Source organism: Streptomyces sp. NPDC014623 (genome assembly GCF_043088245.1).
In the GTDB taxonomy this organism is placed as follows: domain Bacteria; phylum Actinomycetota; class Actinomycetes; order Streptomycetales; family Streptomycetaceae; genus Streptomyces.
Map to the genome: position 1 here is coordinate 78,073 of NZ_JBIBZU010000001.1, position 19,127 is coordinate 97,199.

General features: G+C 72.2%; 17 protein-coding genes. 10 read left to right on the forward strand and 7 right to left on the reverse strand.

Annotated elements, in window-relative coordinates:
• Positions 1-31 precede the first annotated feature (31 nt).
• From ACF1FZ_RS00360 to ACF1FZ_RS00370, 3 genes are all read left to right on the forward strand, one after another.
• Complete coding sequence (locus tag ACF1FZ_RS00360; RefSeq protein WP_391771145.1) at positions 32-2,620, forward strand: glycosyl hydrolase family 65 protein; 2,589 nt, start codon at positions 32-34, stop codon at positions 2,618-2,620.
• 463 nt (positions 2,621-3,083) lie between these two features.
• On the forward strand, positions 3,084-3,287 hold the full coding sequence (locus ACF1FZ_RS00365; protein ID WP_391771146.1) for a hypothetical protein: 204 nt from the start codon (positions 3,084-3,086) through the stop codon (positions 3,285-3,287).
• A gap of 115 nt (positions 3,288-3,402) precedes the next feature.
• Positions 3,403-4,509 carry an RNA polymerase sigma factor gene (locus ACF1FZ_RS00370; protein WP_391771147.1) on the forward strand — a complete coding sequence of 369 codons (1,107 nt, stop codon included), beginning with the start codon at positions 3,403-3,405 and terminating at the stop codon, positions 4,507-4,509.
• Here ACF1FZ_RS00370 and ACF1FZ_RS00375 read toward each other — a convergent pair.
• From ACF1FZ_RS00375 to ACF1FZ_RS00385, 3 genes are all read right to left on the reverse strand, one after another.
• Complete coding sequence (locus tag ACF1FZ_RS00375; protein ID WP_391771148.1) at positions 4,484-6,673, reverse strand: DEAD/DEAH box helicase; 2,190 nt, start codon at positions 6,671-6,673, stop codon at positions 4,484-4,486. The two genes, ACF1FZ_RS00370 and ACF1FZ_RS00375, sit on opposite strands and share 26 nt — an antisense overlap.
• A gap of 515 nt (positions 6,674-7,188) precedes the next feature.
• Positions 7,189-7,995: a GTP pyrophosphokinase family protein gene (locus ACF1FZ_RS00380; protein WP_391771149.1), complete on the reverse strand. Its 807-nt coding sequence runs from the start codon at positions 7,993-7,995 to the stop codon at positions 7,189-7,191.
• 563 nt (positions 7,996-8,558) lie between these two features.
• Positions 8,559-9,287: a GntR family transcriptional regulator gene (locus tag ACF1FZ_RS00385; RefSeq protein WP_391771150.1), complete on the reverse strand. Its 729-nt coding sequence runs from the start codon at positions 9,285-9,287 to the stop codon at positions 8,559-8,561.
• Positions 9,288-9,429: 142 nt separating this feature from the next.
• Between ACF1FZ_RS00385 and ACF1FZ_RS00390 the strand changes: the two genes are divergently transcribed.
• Together ACF1FZ_RS00390 and ACF1FZ_RS00395 are read left to right on the forward strand one after the other, a co-directional pair.
• A complete protein-coding gene (locus ACF1FZ_RS00390) occupies positions 9,430-9,852 on the forward strand; it encodes a VOC family protein (protein WP_391771151.1) in 423 nt (140 codons plus the stop codon).
• Entirely contained in the window at positions 9,849-10,610 is a 762-nt protein-coding gene (locus ACF1FZ_RS00395; protein ID WP_391771152.1) for an SDR family NAD(P)-dependent oxidoreductase, read from the forward strand. Before ACF1FZ_RS00390 ends, ACF1FZ_RS00395 begins: the two co-directional genes overlap by 4 nt.
• A 270-nt stretch (positions 10,611-10,880) precedes the next feature.
• On the opposite strand, the gene ychF is transcribed toward ACF1FZ_RS00395, so the two are convergent.
• Entirely contained in the window at positions 10,881-11,969 is a 1,089-nt protein-coding gene (gene ychF, locus ACF1FZ_RS00400; protein ID WP_391771153.1) for a redox-regulated ATPase YchF, read from the reverse strand.
• A 229-nt stretch (positions 11,970-12,198) separates the two neighbouring features.
• On the opposite strand from ychF, the gene ACF1FZ_RS00405 reads away from it, so the two are divergent.
• A complete protein-coding gene (locus ACF1FZ_RS00405) occupies positions 12,199-12,795 on the forward strand; it encodes a DUF6542 domain-containing protein (RefSeq protein WP_391771154.1) in 597 nt (198 codons plus the stop codon).
• Between the two features lie 3 nt (positions 12,796-12,798).
• On the opposite strand, the gene ppgK is transcribed toward ACF1FZ_RS00405, so the two are convergent.
• Both ppgK and ACF1FZ_RS00415 read right to left on the reverse strand, forming a co-directional pair.
• On the reverse strand, positions 12,799-13,536 hold the full coding sequence (gene ppgK / locus ACF1FZ_RS00410) for a polyphosphate--glucose phosphotransferase (protein ID WP_391771155.1): 738 nt from the start codon (positions 13,534-13,536) through the stop codon (positions 12,799-12,801).
• 100 nt (positions 13,537-13,636) lie between these two features.
• Positions 13,637-14,626 carry a 4-hydroxy-3-methylbut-2-enyl diphosphate reductase gene (locus ACF1FZ_RS00415; protein ID WP_391771156.1) on the reverse strand — a complete coding sequence of 330 codons (990 nt, stop codon included), beginning with the start codon at positions 14,624-14,626 and terminating at the stop codon, positions 13,637-13,639.
• 78 nt (positions 14,627-14,704) lie between these two features.
• Between ACF1FZ_RS00415 and ACF1FZ_RS00420 the strand changes: the two genes are divergently transcribed.
• The 4 genes from ACF1FZ_RS00420 to ACF1FZ_RS00435 all read left to right on the forward strand — a co-directional run bounded on the left by ACF1FZ_RS00420 (position 14,705) and on the right by ACF1FZ_RS00435 (position 18,419).
• A complete protein-coding gene (locus ACF1FZ_RS00420; protein ID WP_391771781.1) occupies positions 14,705-16,054 on the forward strand; it encodes an APC family permease in 1,350 nt (449 codons plus the stop codon).
• Between the two features lie 74 nt (positions 16,055-16,128).
• Positions 16,129-17,340: an exodeoxyribonuclease VII large subunit gene (xseA, locus tag ACF1FZ_RS00425; RefSeq protein WP_391771157.1), complete on the forward strand. Its 1,212-nt coding sequence runs from the start codon at positions 16,129-16,131 to the stop codon at positions 17,338-17,340.
• A gap of 40 nt (positions 17,341-17,380) precedes the next feature.
• Positions 17,381-17,635 (forward strand): exodeoxyribonuclease VII small subunit, encoded by a 255-nt coding sequence (locus ACF1FZ_RS00430; RefSeq protein ID WP_391771158.1) that lies wholly within the window; start codon positions 17,381-17,383, stop codon positions 17,633-17,635.
• 193 nt (positions 17,636-17,828) lie between these two features.
• Positions 17,829-18,419 (forward strand): malonic semialdehyde reductase, encoded by a 591-nt coding sequence (locus ACF1FZ_RS00435; protein ID WP_391771159.1) that lies wholly within the window; start codon positions 17,829-17,831, stop codon positions 18,417-18,419.
• A gap of 113 nt (positions 18,420-18,532) precedes the next feature.
• Here ACF1FZ_RS00435 and ACF1FZ_RS00440 read toward each other — a convergent pair whose 3' ends face one another.
• Positions 18,533-19,096 (reverse strand): DUF4245 domain-containing protein, encoded by a 564-nt coding sequence (locus ACF1FZ_RS00440; RefSeq protein WP_391771160.1) that lies wholly within the window; start codon positions 19,094-19,096, stop codon positions 18,533-18,535.
• Positions 19,097-19,127: the final 31 nt, after the last annotated feature.

Consider the following 19,127-nt stretch of genomic DNA (forward strand, 5'->3'; position numbering starts at 1 on the left):
CCGGCGGCGTCTTCTTCCCTACCTTCGTACGGTGAGCCTCAAGCGCATCCCTCTTCTCGCGTCCCTGATCGCGGGCGCGCTGGCCGTCCCCGTGCCGCCGCCCTCCCACGCCGCCGGGCCGCCCGCCCCGGCCTCCGTGTGCGGCAGGGCGGAGCGTCCCTCCGACGCGTCGTGGACACCGACGTCCACCGCCTTCGGCGAGGCCCAGGGATACGACCCCTACGTCGGCAACGGCTACCTGGGCCACCGCGTGCCCGCCACGGGTGCCGGATACGCCGCCACGGGCGGCAGGACGGGCTGGCCCCTCTACACCCCACGGTACGACGGTGCCTTCGTCTCCGGGCTCTACGCCCGCGACCGGAGCCTCGCCGAGGGCCGTGAGGTGGTCGCCGCGCTCCCGTCCTGGACCACGCTCGACGTACGGGTCGGCTCCGAGACGTACGGCTCCGCCACCCCCGCCGGCCGCGTCTCGCACTACCGCCAGACCCTCCACCTGCGCTGCGGTGTCGTGGTCACCTCCCTGCGGTGGACCACGGCCGACGGCCGCGCCACCGACCTGGCCTACGAGGTCCTGGCCGACCGCTCCGACGTCCACACCGGCGCCGTGCGCCTGCGGATGACCCCGCACTGGAGCGGCACCGCGACGGTGACCGGACGGCTGGACGAGCGCGGGGCGCGCCGGGTCACGGCCGCCGGCGACGGTACGTTCCGCACGCTCGGCACGGGCACGGGGGGGGCGGTCGTCCAGCTGGGTACGGCCGGCACCCGGGCGGTCACGGTCAGGGCCGGCCGCTCGTACACCTTCGAGAAGTACGTCGGTGTCGACACCTCGCTCACCTCCCGCGCGCCACGTGCCTCGGCCCGGGCGGCGGCCGGGCGGGCCGCCCGGCGCGGCTGGTCCGGGGTCCTCGCCGGCAACGCGGCGGCCTGGCGCCGGGCCTGGGCGTCCGACATCAGGACGCCGCACAGTCCGGACCTGCAGGCCTGGCTGCGGGCGGCGCAGTACGGACTGCTCGCCAGCACCCGTCCCGGCTCCTCGGACAGCATCGCCCCGGCGGGTCTGACCAGCGACAACTACGCGGGCATGGTGTTCTGGGACGCCGAGACGTGGATGTACCCGGCGCTGCTCGCCACCCGTCCCGAACTGGCCCGTTCCGTCGTCGAATACCGCTACCGCACCCGGGACGCCGCCCGTGCGAACGCCGAGGCACTGGGCCACGAGGGGCTGTTCTACCCCTGGACGAGCGCGAGCAGGGGCCGCCTGGACTCCGAGTGCCAGAGCTGGGACCCGCCGCACTGCCTCACCCAGAACCACCTCCAGGGCGACATCTCGCTCGCCGTCCAGCAGTACTACCTGGCCACCGGTGACCGCGGCTGGCTGGCCGCCCGGGGGTGGCCCCTGCTGAAGGGCATCGCCGACTTCTGGGAGTCGCGGGCCACGGCCAACGCCGACGGCAGCTACTCGGTGAAGAACGTCGCGGGCCCCGACGAATACAGCAACGGAGTCACGGACGGCGTCTTCACCAACGCGGTCGCCGCCACCGCCCTGCGCAACGCCACCCGGGCCGCCGGGCTCCTCGGCCACCGGGCACCGGCCGGCTGGACCCGGGTCGCCGACGGGCTGCGCATCCCGTACGACGCCGAGCGGAAGCTGTTCCTCCAGTACGCCGGCTACAACGGCTCGACCATCAAGCAGGCCGACACGGTGCTGCTCGTCTACCCGCTGGAGTGGCCGATGGAGGAGGGAGCCGCCGCCGCGACGCTCGACCACTACGCCGCCCGCACCGATCCGGACGGCCCCGCGATGACCGATTCGGTGCACGCGATCGACGCCGCCGCGATCGGGGCGCCGGGCTGTGCCACGTACACGTACCTCCAGCGCGCCGTGCGCCCGTTCGTCCGCGGTCCCTACAGCCTCTTCTCCGAGGCGCGGGGCGAGAAGTCCGGCGCCCAGGACCCGCTCTCCGGCTTTCCCGCCGAGGACTTCCTCACCGGGAAGGGCGGCTTCCTCCAGGTCTTCACGCACGGCCTGACCGGCCTCAGGCTGCGCGAGGACGGCGTACGCCTCGACCCGCTCCTGCCTCCGCAGCTCCGCGAGGGTGTGGAGCTGACGGGGCTGCGTTACCGGGGCCGGACGTACGACGTCGCCGTCGGCCCCCGGACGACCACGGTCCGGCTGACGGACGGCACGCCGTTCACCGTCCACACCCCGGCGGGCCCGCGCCGGCTCTCCGGCACCCTCACGCTTCCCACGCGCCGCCCCGACCTCACCCCGACGCCGGACGCCGCCCGCTGCCGCCCCGTGACGGCCACCTCCGAGTCCCCCGGTCTGTACGCCGAGGCGGCGGTGGACGGCAGCCCGTCGACATCCTGGTCACCGGACGGCGCGACGGGCACGCTGACGGTGCCTCTGCGCCACGTGACCCGGATCGCCTCGATCACGCCCCGCTGGACGGACACCGAGCCGGCCTCCCACAGCCTGGAGACCTCCCTGGACGGCCGCGCCTGGCGTCCGTACGAGCCGGGTGCGGCGGCCCGTCAGGTCCGGCTGACGGTCCGCTCGGCCGACGCGGAGAAACCGACGGGAGTGACCGGACTGACCGTCACCGGCCGCGACTGAACGGCGGCGTCCCCGTCAGCGGGCCGGCGTCTGCTCCCCACCGGGACGGAGCCGGCCCCGGCATCCCTGGAGCACGCCACGCCCGGGCCGTCCGCGACGGATCTTCACACGGCGCACGCGGGTGGTCCGTGGCCGAGGACGACTCCTCACGCGCGCCCCGGGCGCCTCCCGCCCCTCGCGAGGATTGTCCCGTTCGGGCGTATCAAGAATTGGGCTGCCGCGAAATCCGTCGCCCGACCCCGTGAAGAAACCGTACCGGCCCATGAATTGATGTGACCGCGGCGTACTTTCGAGGAGGGAAAAGCAGCGCGAGCGGCTGCTTGATGGGTGGCCTCGTAACGCGCTCACGTGCTTTGATCCTTCACATCGCGGAAGCCGCCACGACCGCGAAAACGACAAGGGTCTTCTTTCCTGACGGGGTTGGCCCTTGCCCTAGGCAATTAACGTGAAAGGAATTCACCTCATGAGCTCCGCCCCCCAGATGCAGACCCAGGAAATCTCCGACGCGGACCTGGACAACGTGTCCGGCGGCGTCTTCGCCGGCCTGGCCGGCCAGGTCTCCCTCGAGACGCCCCTCTCCTCGCTCTCCGCGGGAATCTCGGGGGCCGCCGGTGCCGACGTGCTGGGCGCCGCCGGGCTCGGAGCCGCCTCCACGCTCTCGGCCTGATCCGACGCCGTGCCCGTATGCCCCGATGCCGTCCGGGCCGCGGGGCATAGGGGCCGTGGAGCACCATGACCGACGCACCTCGGACCCCGGACCCACGGACCAGAAGGCTTCGACCGTGAAGGACCGCCCGCCCCCGGCCCGTCGTCCGCCCGGCCCGGGCAACCGGTGGGAGCTCGTCTGGAGCCACCGGGACGAACTGCTGGAGATCGCGCGCCGCCTGTCCTCGAACACCGAGGAGGCCGAGGACGCCGTCCAGGAAGCGATGCTCCGCGCGGTGGAGGACCCCGGCGTCCAGTACGGCCGGGTGCGCTCATGGCTCAGGCTCGCGACCGAACGCGTATGCGCCGAACGCCGCCGCCAGATCGCCCGCGACTCGGAGGCGAGCACGAGCCCCTACGCCGCTCCCGCGGAGCCCTCCCCCGTCGAGGAGGCGGCGTGCGACCGGGCGGAGGCCCGGTGGCTGGCGGACCGCAGCGCCGAACTGCTGCCCGCCCGCCAGGCCGAGGCGCTGCGGCTCCACTCCCAGGACCTCGACGTCGGGCAGGTCGCCCGGGCCATGGGGCTGAGCTACCGGGCGGCCGAGTCGCTGCTCGCCAGAGCCAGACGCTCGCTGCGTGACGTCCTGGCCGGGATCCTCGCTCCGACCGCGGCCGCCTGGATGTTCGTACGCAGGTTCCCGTTCCCGCCCGCGGGCGTCGCCCCGTCGGCGGTGGCGGCCTCGGCTGCGGTGACGGTCGCCGTGGCGGGGCTGTCCCTGCCCGCCGCTGCCCCCGGCCGGCCGGACGACCGCCCCCCGGGGGCCGGCGCCGGTGCCCTGCGGCCCGCCCCGGCCGCGGAGCCCCCCGCGATCCGCGCGGTTCCCGGTCACGCGCCCACGCCGCCCCCTCCCCCGGACCCGCAGCGCGCCAGCGGGCCGGGCCAGGGCACCCGGCGATCCGGTCCGGGCGGTTCACCGGCGACGCACGAGCCGCGGGTCGCGGCAGCGCTGAGGATACGGATCGGTCCTCTCGTCCCGGCACCGGAACTGCCGTCGGCGGTCACGCCCACGGCAGTACCGTCCCTCCCCGTGAACACGTCCGGCGTCTCTGCCGTGAAGCGGCCTCCGGTGCCGTCCGGCACCGTCACCGGCACGGCGACCGCGTTTCTGCCGCGGCCGGAACACACTGCCGCTCGCTCCCGCCTCCCCGTAGAACGCCTCAGACAGAGGTACGGCGGGCCGTGAGCCCTTCGCCCGTCACTCCCAGGCGCGCCTGTTCCTCCTCGACGATCCGGCGTGCCAGCTCGGTGTCCGAGACGTCGACCGCGTCCGGGGTGGCTTCGGCCACGGCGCTGCGGCGGGCGTAGGCGTCGAACAGCCGGGTCTTGGCCTCCAGCATCTTCACCATGCGTTCGTCCACTCCCCCGGTGGCGAGGAGGCGGTGCACGCGGACCGGCCTGACCTGGCCCATGCGGTGGGCCCGGGCCACCGCCTGGTGTTCGAGGGTCGGTTTGATCTGGGGTTCGCAGATGACCACGACGGAGGCGGCCTGCATGTTGAGGCCGGCCCCCGCTGCCTGGATCTGCGCCAGGAGCACCGCGGGGCCCTGGACCCCGGTGAAGTCGTCGACGACCTGCTGGCGCCGGCCTGCCGGGACGCTTCCGGTGAGCGGGCCGAAGACCGGGGCGCAGCCGGCGGTTCCGGTGGTGACGGCTTCCCCCACCACCCTCAGTACGTCCTTGAAGTAGGAGAAGACCACCGTCTTCTGTCCGTTCTCGCCGGCCTCCTGAACGATCTCCCGGAGCCGGCCCAGCTTGGCCGACTTCTCCGGTTCCGTGTACGCGGCCCTGCGCATCGCCATGAAGTTTCCCGTGCGGACGGCCTCGCGGTACGCCTCCTCGTCCGATGCGCTCAGCTCCTCCCATTCGTCGGTCTGCTGGAGACTCGGGAGTTCCGTCAGCACGTCTTCCTGGTTGCGCCGCAGATAGACCGGGGCCACGGCCTTGCGGAAGGCGGCCGATCCGGCCGGCGCGTCCCGTTCGCCGAGGAGATCAGCGACGTCGCCGTCGAGCATCCGGACCAGGTTGCGGAACTCCGCGACCCTGTTCTCCATCGGGGTCCCGGTCATGAAGAGGGCGCGCGCGCTGCGTTCCGTCCACAGGGCGACCGCCTGGGAGCGCTTGGCCTTCGGGTTCTTCACCGAATGCGCTTCGTCGACCACGAGCAGCCCGACCCGCCCGGCGCCCGGGGCGGGGAAACCGCGCAGCCCGTCGAACGTGGTCACCGCGACCCCGCCCCGCTCCTCCCAGTCGGCGTACGCGTCGTGCCGGCCGGGGCCGTGGAGCACCACGACGCGCAGGGCGCTCCGGGTCCCGACCTCCCGTGTCCAGTTCACGAGGACGCTCGCCGGACAGACGACCATGAAGTGGTTCTCCCCTTCAGCGGCCAGGTGTGCCAGCACGGCGATGGCCTGGATGGTCTTCCCCAGGCCCATCTCGTCGCCGAGTACCACCTTGCGCTGCGCGAGTGCGAACCTCGCGCCGAAGGCCTGGTAACCGCGCAAGGAGACCCGGCGGTGCGCGTCGTCGAGGTGCTGGGTCCGCACCCGCTCGGCGACCTCGTCCGGGAGGAAGCCCTCGACGGCGGCCGCGTCCGGCGACCGCCCCGAGATCTCGGCGAGCACGCTGTAGTACTCGGCGGAACCGAGCTCGAAACCGACCCAGGCCGCGATGTCGGACGACGCCCCCCGGAGCAGGTCCACCGACGCCTGGGCGAACAGCCCGGACAGGCCGGACCGCTCCCCCTCGTCCACCACCGACCGGATCCCGGTGAGCGCCGCCGACACGCGTGTCTTCTTCTCCCGGCCCGCCAGCAGCATCCCGAACCGTCCGGCGGCGGGCCCGGCGTCGGTGAGCAGCGGGCCGAGCCGTTCGGACAGGACCGCGGCCCTGTCGACCGCGCGGCGGGCGCCCGGGCCCGCCTCCACCAGTACGTGCAAGGCCGTGACGAGCGCGGTGGTGTCCGGTTCCGGCCGGTCCACGTCGATGTGGACGGCCACGGTCTCCTGCACCGCCTCGGAGAGCCGGCGGGCGGCGGCGAGCATCTGGTCGACCGTGCGCTGCCCGACGCCGGGGATCTGCCGCAGCCGGTAGGGACCCGCGTCGAGAACACTGCCCAGGGTGCGCAGTCCGCTCTTCTCGACGCTCCCCAGGCGCAGTCGCCCTTCGGTGACGTCCTGCAGCCGGGCGACGGGGATGGCGTCGAGTTCCCGCTTCACCGCTGCGTCGTGGATCGGCTTCAAGGCCGCCCGTACCGCCTCGACCGCCCTGCCGTGGTCGCCCACCACCGCCTGCGCCGCTTCGTACAGGCGCGCTCCCCGCGCGACCGTGTCCCGCTCCCCACGCCCCACGCTGTCCCCGCCCCTCTTCCCGCCCTCCCGCACATCCTGCCACCGCCGTCACCGGGCCGCGGCGGCCGTCAGGCGGCCGGAGCGGGACGGCCCCGGCGGCACCGCCGTCGACGAGCAGGCCGCTCCCGGTGACGGAGCCCGCTCCGGGCCGGGCGGGAGAGCCGCGGCTTCGGCGGCGGCGTCGGGAGTACCCGCACGGCCGGTTCCCGGCGCGGGGACCACGGCCCGCACGGCCTGGCCGCTTACGAGGACGGGCTCGACGCGGACACCCCTCAGGGCCTCCTCCCACCGCCTTCCGACGGCGCGCTGACCAGGGGGAGTTCACGGGCGCGGCCCCCTTCGGCAGGGTCAGAACCATGAGCGGCAGCCGGAAGCACTCGACCGGTCCGCCCGAGGACCTCGCCGAGGCCGTACGCGCCCACGCCGGACCCGTCGGTTTCCCCGCCGCCGGAGCTTCCACCCGTCCTCGCTGACCGAGGGCGCGGCCCAGGGTGGTCGCCTCGTTGGCGAGGCGGTCAGTCCGCCGGTCCCCCCGCGTTGCCGCCGCCGCCCTCGGCCCCGGTGCCTGTGCGCACGCTCTCCCACACCCGCATCAGCATCTGCTCGTCCAGGTCCGGCGTGGTGTTCTCGGCGCGCTCCCACTCGGCACCGCGCACCTCGGTGTGCAACTCCTCCATCTGCTGATCGAGCTGGTCGGCGAGCTGTGCCGCCTCGGTCAGACTGGTGACGATGTCGGCGGGCACGGAACCGTCGTACTTGTAGTAGATCTTGTGCTCCAAGGTGGCCCAGAAATCCATGGCGATCGTCCGGACCTGTATCTCGACGGTCACGGGAACCGGGCCGGTACTGAGGAACACCGGGATCTCGACCAGCGCGTGCAGGCTCTTGTAGCCGTTGGGCTTGGGGTGCGCGATGTAGTCCTTGATCTGGAGCACCCCTACGTCGGTCTGGGAGGTGAGTGCCTCGAGGACCCGGTAGGTGTCGGCGATGAAGCTGCACGTGATACGCACGCCGGCGATGTCATGGAGGCCCGCCCGGATCGCCTCCGGCGTCGGGTCGATGCCGAGGCGCGCGACCTTGCGCAGGATGCTCGCGGTGGACTTGACCCGGGAACCGACGTGCTCGATCGGGTTGTACCGGTGGAGGTGCAGGAACTCCTTGCGCAGGATCGACACCTTGGTCAGCATCTCGTCGACGGCGAACTCGTGCTCCATCCGGATGCGCTGGAAGTCCTTGCGCATCCGGCGCATGAACACCACGTCCGCCGGCTCGGGCGGCTCCCCACCGGCACTGTGTGCGGAAGTCTGCGTGGGGTCGGCCACGGTGGTGCTCCTCTCCCGGGTCGGGAGGCATGGTCCGGAGTAGCGGGTGCGCTACATGATCGCAGAGGCAGCCCCGTGCTCGCAGCGGCGGAAGGGTGGTCAGGGACCGGACTGAGACCGGCAGGGAGGACGCAGCTTCGTCGTCCAGTTGCAGGGCCCGCGCGACGGCCTCCAGCAGTTGCTGCGACGGGTGCTGCTCGCGACCCTTCTCCGGGCGCGTGCAGGAGGCGGAACTCACCCCCCGCGAGCGCGGCTGCCTCTTCCCGCCGCAGACCGGGCACCCTCCGACGGCCGGAAGTGGATAGTCCGGCATCGCCAGGGCGTAGGCGGGCACGCCGTGCACGGAGAAGACCTCCCAGCGCGTTCTCGACGGCGGCGTCCTTGTCCGTATCCGCCGGCCAGGGCCAAAACCGCGCAACGCCCTGTCTCAGGGGCTACGGGGGTGCGCTGCACCGGGGTTCAGCACACCCTGTCGGCGCGGACGTGAACGCGTGCGGACCTGACACCGAGGCACGAGTGCCAGGACTGTCGCCGGACAGGAAGAGCGAGCGTCGCTCCGCCCCTCACGGGGTGTCGCGGCCGGGCGGGGAACCGGGTGTCCCGGCGCCTGCCGTCACGGTACGGGTCGGCAAGCTGGTCAGCAGGCTGCGTCGGGCGGAGTCCACATGCTCTTCGGCCCGGCGTGCGAGTGTCCGGCTGTCGCCCGAACGCAGGAGAGCGGCAAGTTCGCGGTGCTCGTCGACCACGCGCGCACGATAGTGGTCGTAGGCTGCGTCGACGCGGCGCAGCTGGAACAGGTGCAGCTGAGAGCGAATGGCCTGCCATGCGGTGGTGAGCCTGCCGTTTCCGGCGGCGGCGTAGACCTGGTCGTGGAAGGCGATGTCCAGCGCCACCAGCCGGTGGGCGTCACTGCCGCCGGCGATCTCGGTCGTCATCTCGTCCACCAGCCGGTCCAGCCGGGACAGGTGCTCCGCGGTCGCGGCTCGCCGCGCGGTGGTCGCGGCCAGGCGGTCCAGCGCGGCCCGGAGTGCGTAGACCTCCTGGACGTCCTCGGCCGCCACCTCGATGACGGTGGTACCCCGGTGCCAGCCGCCGCGCACCAGCCCTTCCCGGTCCAGCCGGGCCAGCCCTTCCCGGACCGAGCCGCGGCTGACTCCGAGCCGCTCGGCCAGCTCCACTTCGCGCAGTGCGGCTCCGGGTGGGAAGTGGCCGGAGAAGATGGCCGCGCGCACCAGGTCGGCAGCCTCGTCGGCCAGCCCGCGCCGGGCCGCCCTCGGCAGTGCAGATGACATGTGTCCCATGTTGACATCCGGACAAGCCTTGAGACCGGCCCGGGTCATGGGTCCGAGGACCGGACCACATTGTCCTAATGTTGACATTAGGACAATGGGTCGGTCACGCTGCTCGGACGCCGAGCCCACGGAAGGGGACCCGATGTCTCACCGGCCCGCTGTTCACCTGGCCATCCCGGTCGACGACCTGGTAGCCGCCCGCAGCTTCTACGGGAAGGTGCTGGGCTTGCCCGAGGGGCGTAGCACCGACCACTGGGTGGACTGGGATCTCGAAGGCCACCAGTTGGTGACCCACCTGGTGGCGGTCGCGCCGCAGCCGGCCGGTACCAGCCTGGTGGGGCAGCACCGGGTGCCGATCCCGCACTTCGGCCTGCTGCTGGACGAACAGCACTTCCACCGGTTCGCCGAACGGCTGCGAGCCGCCGGGGTGAGCTTCGGCATCGAACCGCACCTGCGCTTCCCCGGCGAGCCCGGTGAACAGTGGACCATGTTCTTCCGTGATCCCGCGGGCAACGCCCTGGAGTTCAAGTCCTTCCGGGACGAGTCGATGGTGTTCGCCCGATGAGGGGTGTGCTGGTCACCGGCGGATCCCGGGGTATCGGCCGCGCCGTCGCGACGGCCTTCGCCGCCGGCGGTGACCGCGTCGCGGTGCAGTACGCGGGACGCCGTGCGGACGCCGAACAGACGCTGCGGGCACTGCCCGGCACCGGGCACACGCTGGTCCAGGCCGACCTGGGCGAGCCCGGCGCGGCCGGGCGAGTCGTGACCGAGGCGGTGGCCGCGCTCGGCACGGTGGACGTGCTGGTGAACAACGCGGCCGTGGCACCTGCGGCGGACACCCGGCATCCGATCACCGAGACCCCGCTGGCGCACTGGCAGCAGGTCTGGCGGCGGATGGTGGACGTCAACCTCCTGGGCGCGGCCGACTTGTGCTGGGCCATGGCTCAGCACCTGGTCGACCGGGGCGCCACCGGTGCGATCGTGAACGTCGGTTCGCGCGGCGCGTTCCGGGGCGAACCGGACTTCCCCGCCTACGGGGCGACCAAGGCGGCGCTGCACGCCCTCGGCCAGTCGCTGGCCGTGGCACTGGCCCCGCACGGCATCGCGGTCACCTCCGTCGCACCCGGATTCGTGGCCACCGAACGGCAGGCGGCGAAGCTGGCCGGGCCCGGAGGTGAGCACCTTCGCGCCGAAAGCCCGTTCGGACGGGTCGGCACCCCGGAAGAGATCGCCGCCACCGTGCATTTCCTCGCCTCCCCGGCCGCGGCATGGGCCTCCGGCACCATCGTCGACCTCAACGGCGCATCCCACCTGCGCACCTGACCCGCCAGTCCGTGGAGATCGGGCGGGCGGCGTTCTGTTTCGGCGACGGCCGTCGAGCTCGTGAGCAACGTCCGCCGGGGACCGGTCGACCGGGACGGCGCCCGCGCGTCGCGCCGGCATCCAGCACGGTACGAACATGAGAGGTGACGGCAGGTCAGAACATCCGGTGCCTGTCCAGCGCGACGAAGATCAAGGGGCCTGACTCCGAAGGGTCAGGCCCCGTCCGATCCGCACATGTGCCGGATCGGTGAAGTGGCGCCAGGTCACCGGCTAGACGTTGAAGCGGAACTCCACCACGTCGCCGTCCTGCATCACGTAGTCCTTGCCCTCCATGCGGGCCTTGCCCTTGGCGCGGGCCTCCGCCACCGAGCCCGTCTCGACGAGGTCCTCGAAGGAGACGATCTCCGCCTTGATGAACCCCTTCTCGAAGTCGGTGTGGATCACACCGGCCGCCTCCGGGGCCGTGGCGCCCTTCTTGATCGTCCAGGCGCGGGCCTCCTTCGGGCCTGCCGTGAGGTAGGTCTGGAGGCCCAGGGTGTCGAAGCCGACGCGGCCGAGGGTGGCGAGGCCGGGCTCCTCCTGGCCCATGGACTGGAGGAGTTCGAGGGCCTCTTCGTCGTCGAGTTCGATCAGCTCGGACTCGATCTTGGCGTTGAGGAAGATGGCCTCCGCCGGAGCGACCAGGGCGCGCTGTTCGGCCTTGAAGTCCTCGTCGACCAGCTCGTCCTCATCGACGTTGAACACGTACAGGAAGGGCTTCGTCGTGAGCAGGTGCAGCTCGTGCAGGAGCCGCCCCTTCTCGGTGCCGGCCGTGATGCCCCGGGAGAAGAGCGTGTCGCCCGCCTCGAGGATCTTCTGGGCCTCCTCGACGGCGGCGAGGACCGCGGCCTTGTCCTTCTGGAGGCGGGCCTCCTTCGTCAGACGCGGGACGGCCTTCTCGACGGACTGGAGGTCGGCCAGGATCAGCTCGGTGTTGATCGTCTCGATGTCGTCCTTGGGCGAGACCTTGCCGTCCACGTGGACGACGTTCTCGTCCTTGAAGGCACGGATGACCTGGCAGATCGCGTCGGACTCACGGATGTTCGCGAGGAACTTGTTGCCCAGGCCCTCGCCCTCGCTCGCGCCCCGCACGATGCCCGCGATGTCGACGAAGTCGACGGTGGCGGGGAGCAGCTTCTGCGAGTGGAAGATCTCGGCGAGCTTGTCCAGCCGGGGGTCGGGGACACCCACCACGCCGACGTTCGGCTCGATGGTGGCGAACGGGTAGTTGGCCGCCAGCACGTCGTTCTTGGTCAGGGCGTTGAACAGGGTCGACTTGCCGACATTCGGCAGGCCGACGATTCCGATCGTGAGCGACACTTTGGCGACTTCCTGGAGTGAGGAGAGGGGCTGTCCGGGCGGGCCGGGAGTGGACCGGTTCTCCAGTTTACGGGCGGGGCCGGGCGGCCCGTCACGGGTGCGGAGGCTCAGGCCCGTCCGGGACCGTACGGTCGCGTTTCGGCCGTGTGGGATCGAACGCAACGCCAAGGTCGGCCAAAGCGCGTGTCCAACGCCCGAAAGAGTGCACCCGGCGCCCTAGGTTGTCGGGGTGGAGCAGCACAGGACACGTACCCCGCAGCGCAGGCAGCCCCCGCAGGCCCGGCCCGCCCCGCCCGGCGGCCTCGGCGAGGTCACGGCCGCCTGTCCCGTGACGGTCACGCCGACGGCGGGCCCGGCGCCGAAGTCCCGGCCCGGCGGCGCCCCACCCGTGGTCCTGGCGCTGCGCCGGTTCCCCGACCCCCGGCTGACCGGCATCGGCGCCGGGCTCTTCGCGACCCTGGCCATGTTCCTGCTGGCCTGTGCGGACCGGTTGCTCCTCGGCGGTTCGGAACTCGTGTACGGGCTGCTGTTCCTGCCCGTCAGCGCCCTGACCGCCCTCTGGGTGCGGCCCGCCGACCTGGTGACCGCCCCGATCATCGTGCCCATCGCCTTCGCGGTCGGTGTGATCCCCGTCGCCGGGGGCACAGGCGGCTTCGGCGGACAGGCGATGGCCGTCGTGACCGCGCTCGCCGTCCAGGCCGGCTGGCTGTACGGGGGCACGCTCGTCGCCGGTCTCATCGCCACCGTACGAAAGGTCCGGCAGATGCGGGAGCGGCGGCGGCACCTGCTCAGCGCCGGCCGGGCCGCACGCCGCCCCCGCGCGTAGGGCCTACTTGCCGGCGGCCGCCATGGCCGCGCCGACGATGCCGGCGTTGTTCTGCAGTTCGGCCGGGAGCATCTCGGCCCGTACGTTTTCGATGAGCGGCAGGAACTTCTCCGCCTTGCGGCTGACGCCCCCGCCGATGATGAAGAGGTCGGGCGAGAACAGCATCTCCACGTGGGCCAGGTACTTCTGCACCCGGTGGGCCCAGTGCGTCCAGCTCAGGTCCTCGTCCTCCTTGGCCTTCGTGGAGGCACGCTTCTCCGCGTCGTGGCCGTGCAGCTCCAGGTGGCCGAGCTCGGTGTTGGGGACCAGTTGCCCGCCGGTGAAGACCGCGCTCCCGATGCCCGTACCGAACGTGAGCATGATCACCGTGCCCTTGCGGCCGCGGCCCGCCCCGAAGGTCATCTCGGCGACACCGGCCGCGTCTGCGTCGTTGAGGATCGTGACGGGCTGCCCGATGCGGTCGCTGAGCAGCGTCCGGGCGTCCGTGTCGATCCATTTCTTGTCCACGTTGGCCGCGGTCCTGGTGACACCGCCCGTGACGACTCCGGGAAACGTGATGCCCACCGGCCCCTGCCAGTCGAAATGGCCGACGACCTCTGCCACACCGTCGGCCACGCTCCGGGGCGTGGCCGGGTGAGGGGTCAGTACCTTGTGGCGCTCCTGCGCCAGCTCTCCGCGGTCCAGGTCCACGGGCGCACCCTTGATCCCTGAACCGCCGATGTCCACACCGAAGATCTCCATGCGATCCACGGTACGGGCAGGTGGCCCGCATCACTCCCCGGAGGTGCGATCCGGTGGGCGCACCAGGGGCGCACCCGGTGGAGAGGCGGGCGCGCCAGGACTATCGGGCGGAGAGTTCCGCGGCCTCGGCGCGCAGGTCGCGCCGGAGTTCCTTGGGCAGCGAGAAGGTGATCGACTCTTCCGCGGTCTTCACCGTCTCCACGTCCGCGTAACCCCGCTCGCCCAGCCACTCCAGCACGCCGTCGACCAGGACGTCGGGCACCGAGGCGCCCGAGGTGAGGCCGACCGTGGTGACGCCTTCCAGCCACGCCTCGTCGATCTCGTCGGCGGAGTCCACCAGATGGGCGGCGGGCGCGCCGGCGTCCAGGGCGACCTCGACCATGCGGATCGAGTTGGAGGAGTTCTTGGAGCCGACGACGACGACCAGCTCGGCGTCCTCGGCCAGCTTCTTCACCGCGACCTGGCGGTTCTGCGTGGCATAGCAGATGTCGTCGCTCGGCGGGGAGAGGAGGTTCGGGAACTTCTGCTTGAGCGCGCCGACGGTCTCCATCGTCTCGTCGACGGACAGCGTGGTCTGGGAGAGCCAGACGACCTTGGACTCGTCACGGACCTCGACGTTCTTCACGTCTTCGGGGCCGTCGACGAGCGTGATGTGGTCGGGTGCCTCGCCGCTCGTGCCGATGACCTCCTCGTGGCCCTCGTGGCCGATCAGGAGGATGTCGTAGTCCTCCTTGGCGTAGCGGACGGCCTCCTTGTGGACCTTGGTGACCAGCGGGCAGGTCGCGTCGATGGTGGCGAGCTTGCGCTCGGCGGCCTCGGCGTGGACGGCCGGTGCGACGCCGTGCGCGGAGAACATCACGATGGAGCCCTCGGGCACCTCCGCGGTCACGTCGACGAAGATCGCGCCCTTCTTCTCGAGCGTCTGCACGACGTACTTGTTGTGCACGATCTCGTGACGGACGTAGATCGGGGCGCCGTACTGTTCCAGGGCCTTCTCGACGGCGATCACGGCGCGGTCCACGCCCGCGCAGTAGCCACGGGGCGCGGCGAGCAGGACACGGCGGGCAGGAGTTGCAGTCATGCGTCCCATCGTAAGGCCGTACCGAACAGGCGCCGGGTCGGCGGGGTCGCGAGACTGATGCGTACGCAACCGAGCGACGGAGGCTTCATGGCGGGCAGCGGCAGCAGCGCGGAGGAGGGGAAGCTGCGGCGCACACTCGGGTTCCGGGACCTGGTGGTCTACGGGCTGCTGTTCATCGCGCCCATGGCGCCGGTCGGTGTGTTCGGGACGCTGGACGCCAAGTCCGGCGGGGCTGTGGCGCTGGTGTATCTCGTGGCGACCGTGGTGATGGCCTTCACCGCGTTCAGCTACGCCCAGATGGTCCATGTGGCCCCCCTCGCCGGGTCGGTCTTCGCGTACGCCCGCAAGGGACTCGGGGAAGGGCCCGGGTTCATCGCCGGCTGGATGGCGATGCTCGACTACCTGCTCATCCCGGCGGTCGCCTATCTCTTCTCCGGCATCGCGATGAACGCGCTGGTCCCCGGGGTGTCGCGGTGGGTGTGGACGGCGATCGCGGTGGTCGTGACGACCGCGCTCAACCTCTGGGGGGTACGGGCCGCGGCGCGGGTGGGTTTCGCTGTGCTCGCCATGGAGATCGTGGTGCTGCTGGTGTTCGTGGTGTCGGCGGTGGTGGTGCTGGTCCGGGGCGGGGCGCAGCGCGGCTGGCTGACGCCGCTCACCGGGGACTCCGGGTTCTCCATGACCGCGGTGATGGGGGCGGTGTCCGTCGCCGTGCTGTCCTATCTGGGCTTCGACGCGATCGCCTCGTTCGCGGAGGAGGTGACGGGGGGTTCGGCGAAGGTGGCGCGGGCCGTGCTGTTCTGTCTGGTGCTCGCGGGGGCGCTGTTCGTGGCCCAGTCGTATCTGGCGGCTCTGCTGGAACCGGTGAGCTCGGCGGAGCTGGCGGCGGATCCGGTGAAGCAGGGGTCCGCCTTCTACGACGCGGTGGACGCCTCGGTGGGGACCTGGCTGCACGACCTGGTGGCTGTCAGCAAGGCGATCGGCGCGGCCTTCGCGGCCCTGGCCGGACAGGCGGCGGCCGGCCGGCTGGTGTTCGCGATGGCCCGGGAGCGGCGGCTCCCTTCGTTCCTGTCGCGGGTCGACGCCGGGTCCGGCGTGCCGCGCGTGGCGGTCACGGGCGCCGCGGTGGTGACCCTGGTGGCGGCGGTGTGGGCGGCCCGGCGCGACGACGGGCTCGACCACCTGGTGTCGGTGGTGGACGTCGGCGCGCTCACGGCGTTCGTGCTGCTGCACGCGTCGGTGGTGGGCTGGTTCGCCGTGCGCCGGATGGAGGGACCGCCGAGCTGGTGGCGCCATGTGCTGATGCCGGTGGTGGGCGCGGCCGTCCTGGTCGCGGTGATCCTGGAGGCGACGACGAGCGCCCAGCTGGTGGGGCTGTGCTGGCTGGGGATCGGACTGGTGGTGCTCGCGGTGCAGTGGGGGCGGCGGGCCGCCTGACCCGGTCTTCGGTCTGTGCGGCGGGGCCGTCCGGAAGGCCCCGGTTGTCGGCACCGGCCGATACGCTCGCCCGTATGGCTCTCACTACGTCCCCGGAAGCCCCGCTGCCCGTCGGCGACGTGTCGCGGTTGATCGGCGGATGGATCGACCGGCTCGGCGCGGTCTGGGTGGAGGGGCAGATCACCCAGCTGTCACGCCGGCCGGGTGCCGGAGTGGTGTTCCTGACGCTGCGTGACCCGTCCCACGACATCTCGGTGAGCGTGACCTGCTTCCGGCAGGTCTTCGACCGGGTCGCCGACGTGGTGTCGGAGGGCGCGCGGGTCGTCGTCCTCGCCAAACCGGAGTGGTACGCCCCGCGGGGGCAGCTGTCCCTGCGGGCCACGGAGGTACGGCCGGTGGGCATCGGGGAACTGCTGGTGCGGCTGGAGCAGCTGAAGAAGTCGCTGGCGGCCGAAGGGCTCTTCGCGCTGGACCGCAAGAAGCCGCTGCCGTTCCTGCCGCAGCTGATCGGCCTGGTCTCCGGGCGGGCGTCGGCGGCGGAGCGCGATGTGCTGGAGAACGCCAGGCAGCGCTGGCCCGCGGTGCGCTTCGAGGTGCGCAGCACCGCGGTGCAGGGCGTGCACGCGGTGAACCAGGTGGTCCAGGCGGTCCAGGAGCTGGACGGGCTGCCGGAGGTCGATGTGATCGTCGTCGCCCGCGGCGGCGGCAGCGTCGAGGACCTGCTGCCGTTCTCCGACGAGGCGCTGATCCGGGCGGTCGCCGCGTGCCGCACGCCGGTGGTCTCCGCCATCGGGCACGAGCCTGATTCCCCGCTGCTCGACCTGGTGGCCGATCTGCGGGCGTCGACCCCGACGGACGCGGCGAAGAAGGTCGTGCCGGACGTGGGCGAGGAGCTCGACCGCGTCCAGCAGCTCCGGGACCGTGCGTTGCGGACCGTGCGCGGGCTGATCGACCGGGAGGAGCGGGGGCTGGCGCACGCGCTGGGCAGGTCCTCCATGGAGCGGCCCCGGCGGATGGTGGACGAGCGGGAGGCGGAGATCGACGCGCTGACCGGGCGGAGCCGCCGGGTGTTCGGGCACCTGCTGGACCGCGCCGACTCGGAGCTCGCGCACACCCGTGCCCGGGTCGTGGCGCTGTCGCCCGCGGCGACGCTCGAGCGGGGATACGCGGTACTGCAGCGGCCGGACGGCCACGTGGTGCGCTCCCCCGCCGACGCCGGGCCGCCCGGCGAGGAGCTCCGGGCGCGGGTCTCCGAGGGCGAGTTCACCGTACGGGTCGCGGAGTGAGGGCGCCGGATTGTCGGAGCCCGCGCATAGGGTGGTCGGCATGACGGACGACGGGACGACGACGGCTGCCGCGACGGGCACGCTCGGGTACGAGCAGGCGCGGGACGAGCTGATCGAGGTCGTACGCCGCCTGGAGGCGGGCGGCACGACGCTGGAGGAGTCGCTGGCCCTGTGGGAGCGCGGTGAGGAGCTGGCGAAGGTGTGCCGGCGCTGGCTGGAGGGCGCGCGGGCCCGGCTGGACGCGGCGCTGGCACGCCCCGAGGAGCCCTCGGAGACGGACGGCGCTCCGGACTGAGGGCGTACGGAGGCGCTGCGGGCGGGCGCATGGCTTGAATCATGCGCAGGTGTCTGGCCCACGCGTTCGCGCCGGGATCAGATGTCTGTGCGGTGGGTCACCGCGAGATCCATTTAGTTGAACTTTAATCTATTTTTCGGCTACGGTGCTTCCACCGCTCGACCCCGCATCCGTCCGGAAGGTAATGCCCCAGATGTCTCTCGTTCTTGACCCCGCCGCCCAGGACCTCCTCTTCCGCGAGGCCCGCACTGCCAACACGTTCACCGACGAGCCGGTGACCGACGAGCAGGTCCAGGCGATCTACGACCTGGTCAAGTACGGCCCCACCGCCTTCAACCAGTCGCCGCTGCGCATCGTCCTGGTCCGCACGCCGGAGGGCCGCGAGCGTCTCGTGAAGCACATGGCCGAGGGAAACCGGCCGAAGACCTCCGCCGCACCGCTGGTCGCGCTCCTCGTCGCGGACCACGAGTTCCACGAGGAACTCCCGGCGCTCCTGCCGCACTTCCCGCAGGCCAAGGACGCGTTCTTCTCCGAGCGCCCGGTCCGCGAGCAGTCCGCCGCGCTGAACGCCGCACTGCAGGCGGCCTACTTCATCATCGGCGTCCGCGCCGCCGGCCTGGCCGCCGGCCCGATGACCGGCTTCGACGCCGCGGGCATCGAGAAGGAGTTCCTGGACGACGACCACAGGCTGCTCATGGCCGTCAACATCGGCAAGCCCGGCGAGGACGCCTGGTTCCCGCGCCTGCCGCGCCTGTCCTACGACGAGGTCGTCACGACCGTCTGACCCCCTCCGGGGCCTGGTCCCCGGCCGGGACCCGGCCCGGCAGAAGAGCCCCGCAACGCCGAGCGTCGCGGGGCTCTCGCGGTTCCCGTGCCCCGGCGGGCGGCCGGTGGCCGTCAGGAGGCGGCGGGAGCGCCGGACGCGGTGGGCGCTGGGGCCGTCTTCAGCGCGGCAGCCATCTCCGCCAGGCGGTCCGCCGGGGCCGAGCCGGTGACCACGGTCGTCACTCCCTCGGCCTGCAGCACCAGCGCGTCGTACTTCGGGCCCTTCCAGACCTGCCAGGCCCGGCCCGACACCTCGCGCGTGCGCCCGGTGTCCTCGGCGTTCTGGCTGACCTGGGGCACGTACTTCTTCGCCGGGGTCGTCGACTGCTCGACGGCCACGTACCTGTCGTCCGGGTCGAGGAAACCGAGGTGCCAGCCCGCGCCCTTGTGGCCCTCGTACGAGACGGAGGTCGGCTTCCAGCCTTCCGCCAGCCCCGCCGGGGCCGCCACCGGGTACGGAGCGGCGCGACGGGCCGTCGCCAGCTCGACCCGGTAGTCGACCGCCTTGATCGGGTCGGCCTCGTCGTCGTGCGGGATGAAGATGTAGACGACGCCCGCCACCGCGGTGATCACGAGCATCGACAGGATCATGTCCCGGACGGTCTGCTTGCCTCGCTTGCTTGCCACGGTCTCCATGGTGGCACGGGCCGCCGGGCACGCCGTCGGC

Coding starts and splice junctions, on each gene's coding strand:
- ppgK (WP_391771155.1), bottom strand. CDS start 13,536: ATGGAGATCTTCGGTGTGGACATCGGCGGTTCAGGGATCAAGGGTGCG.
- xseA (WP_391771157.1), top strand. CDS start 16,129: ATGGCTCTCACTACGTCCCCGGAAGCCCCGCTGCCCGTCGGCGACGTG.
- ACF1FZ_RS00430 (WP_391771158.1), top strand. CDS start 17,381: ATGACGGACGACGGGACGACGACGGCTGCCGCGACGGGCACGCTCGGG.
- ACF1FZ_RS00415 (WP_391771156.1), bottom strand. CDS start 14,626: ATGGGACGCATGACTGCAACTCCTGCCCGCCGTGTCCTGCTCGCCGCG.
- ACF1FZ_RS00435 (WP_391771159.1), top strand. CDS start 17,829: ATGTCTCTCGTTCTTGACCCCGCCGCCCAGGACCTCCTCTTCCGCGAG.
- ACF1FZ_RS00440 (WP_391771160.1), bottom strand. CDS start 19,096: ATGGAGACCGTGGCAAGCAAGCGAGGCAAGCAGACCGTCCGGGACATG.
- ACF1FZ_RS00385 (WP_391771150.1), bottom strand. CDS start 9,287: ATGTCATCTGCACTGCCGAGGGCGGCCCGGCGCGGGCTGGCCGACGAG.
- ACF1FZ_RS00420 (WP_391771781.1), top strand. CDS start 14,705: ATGGCGGGCAGCGGCAGCAGCGCGGAGGAGGGGAAGCTGCGGCGCACA.
- ACF1FZ_RS00395 (WP_391771152.1), top strand. CDS start 9,849: ATGAGGGGTGTGCTGGTCACCGGCGGATCCCGGGGTATCGGCCGCGCC.
- ACF1FZ_RS00390 (WP_391771151.1), top strand. CDS start 9,430: ATGTCTCACCGGCCCGCTGTTCACCTGGCCATCCCGGTCGACGACCTG.
- ACF1FZ_RS00365 (WP_391771146.1), top strand. CDS start 3,084: ATGAGCTCCGCCCCCCAGATGCAGACCCAGGAAATCTCCGACGCGGAC.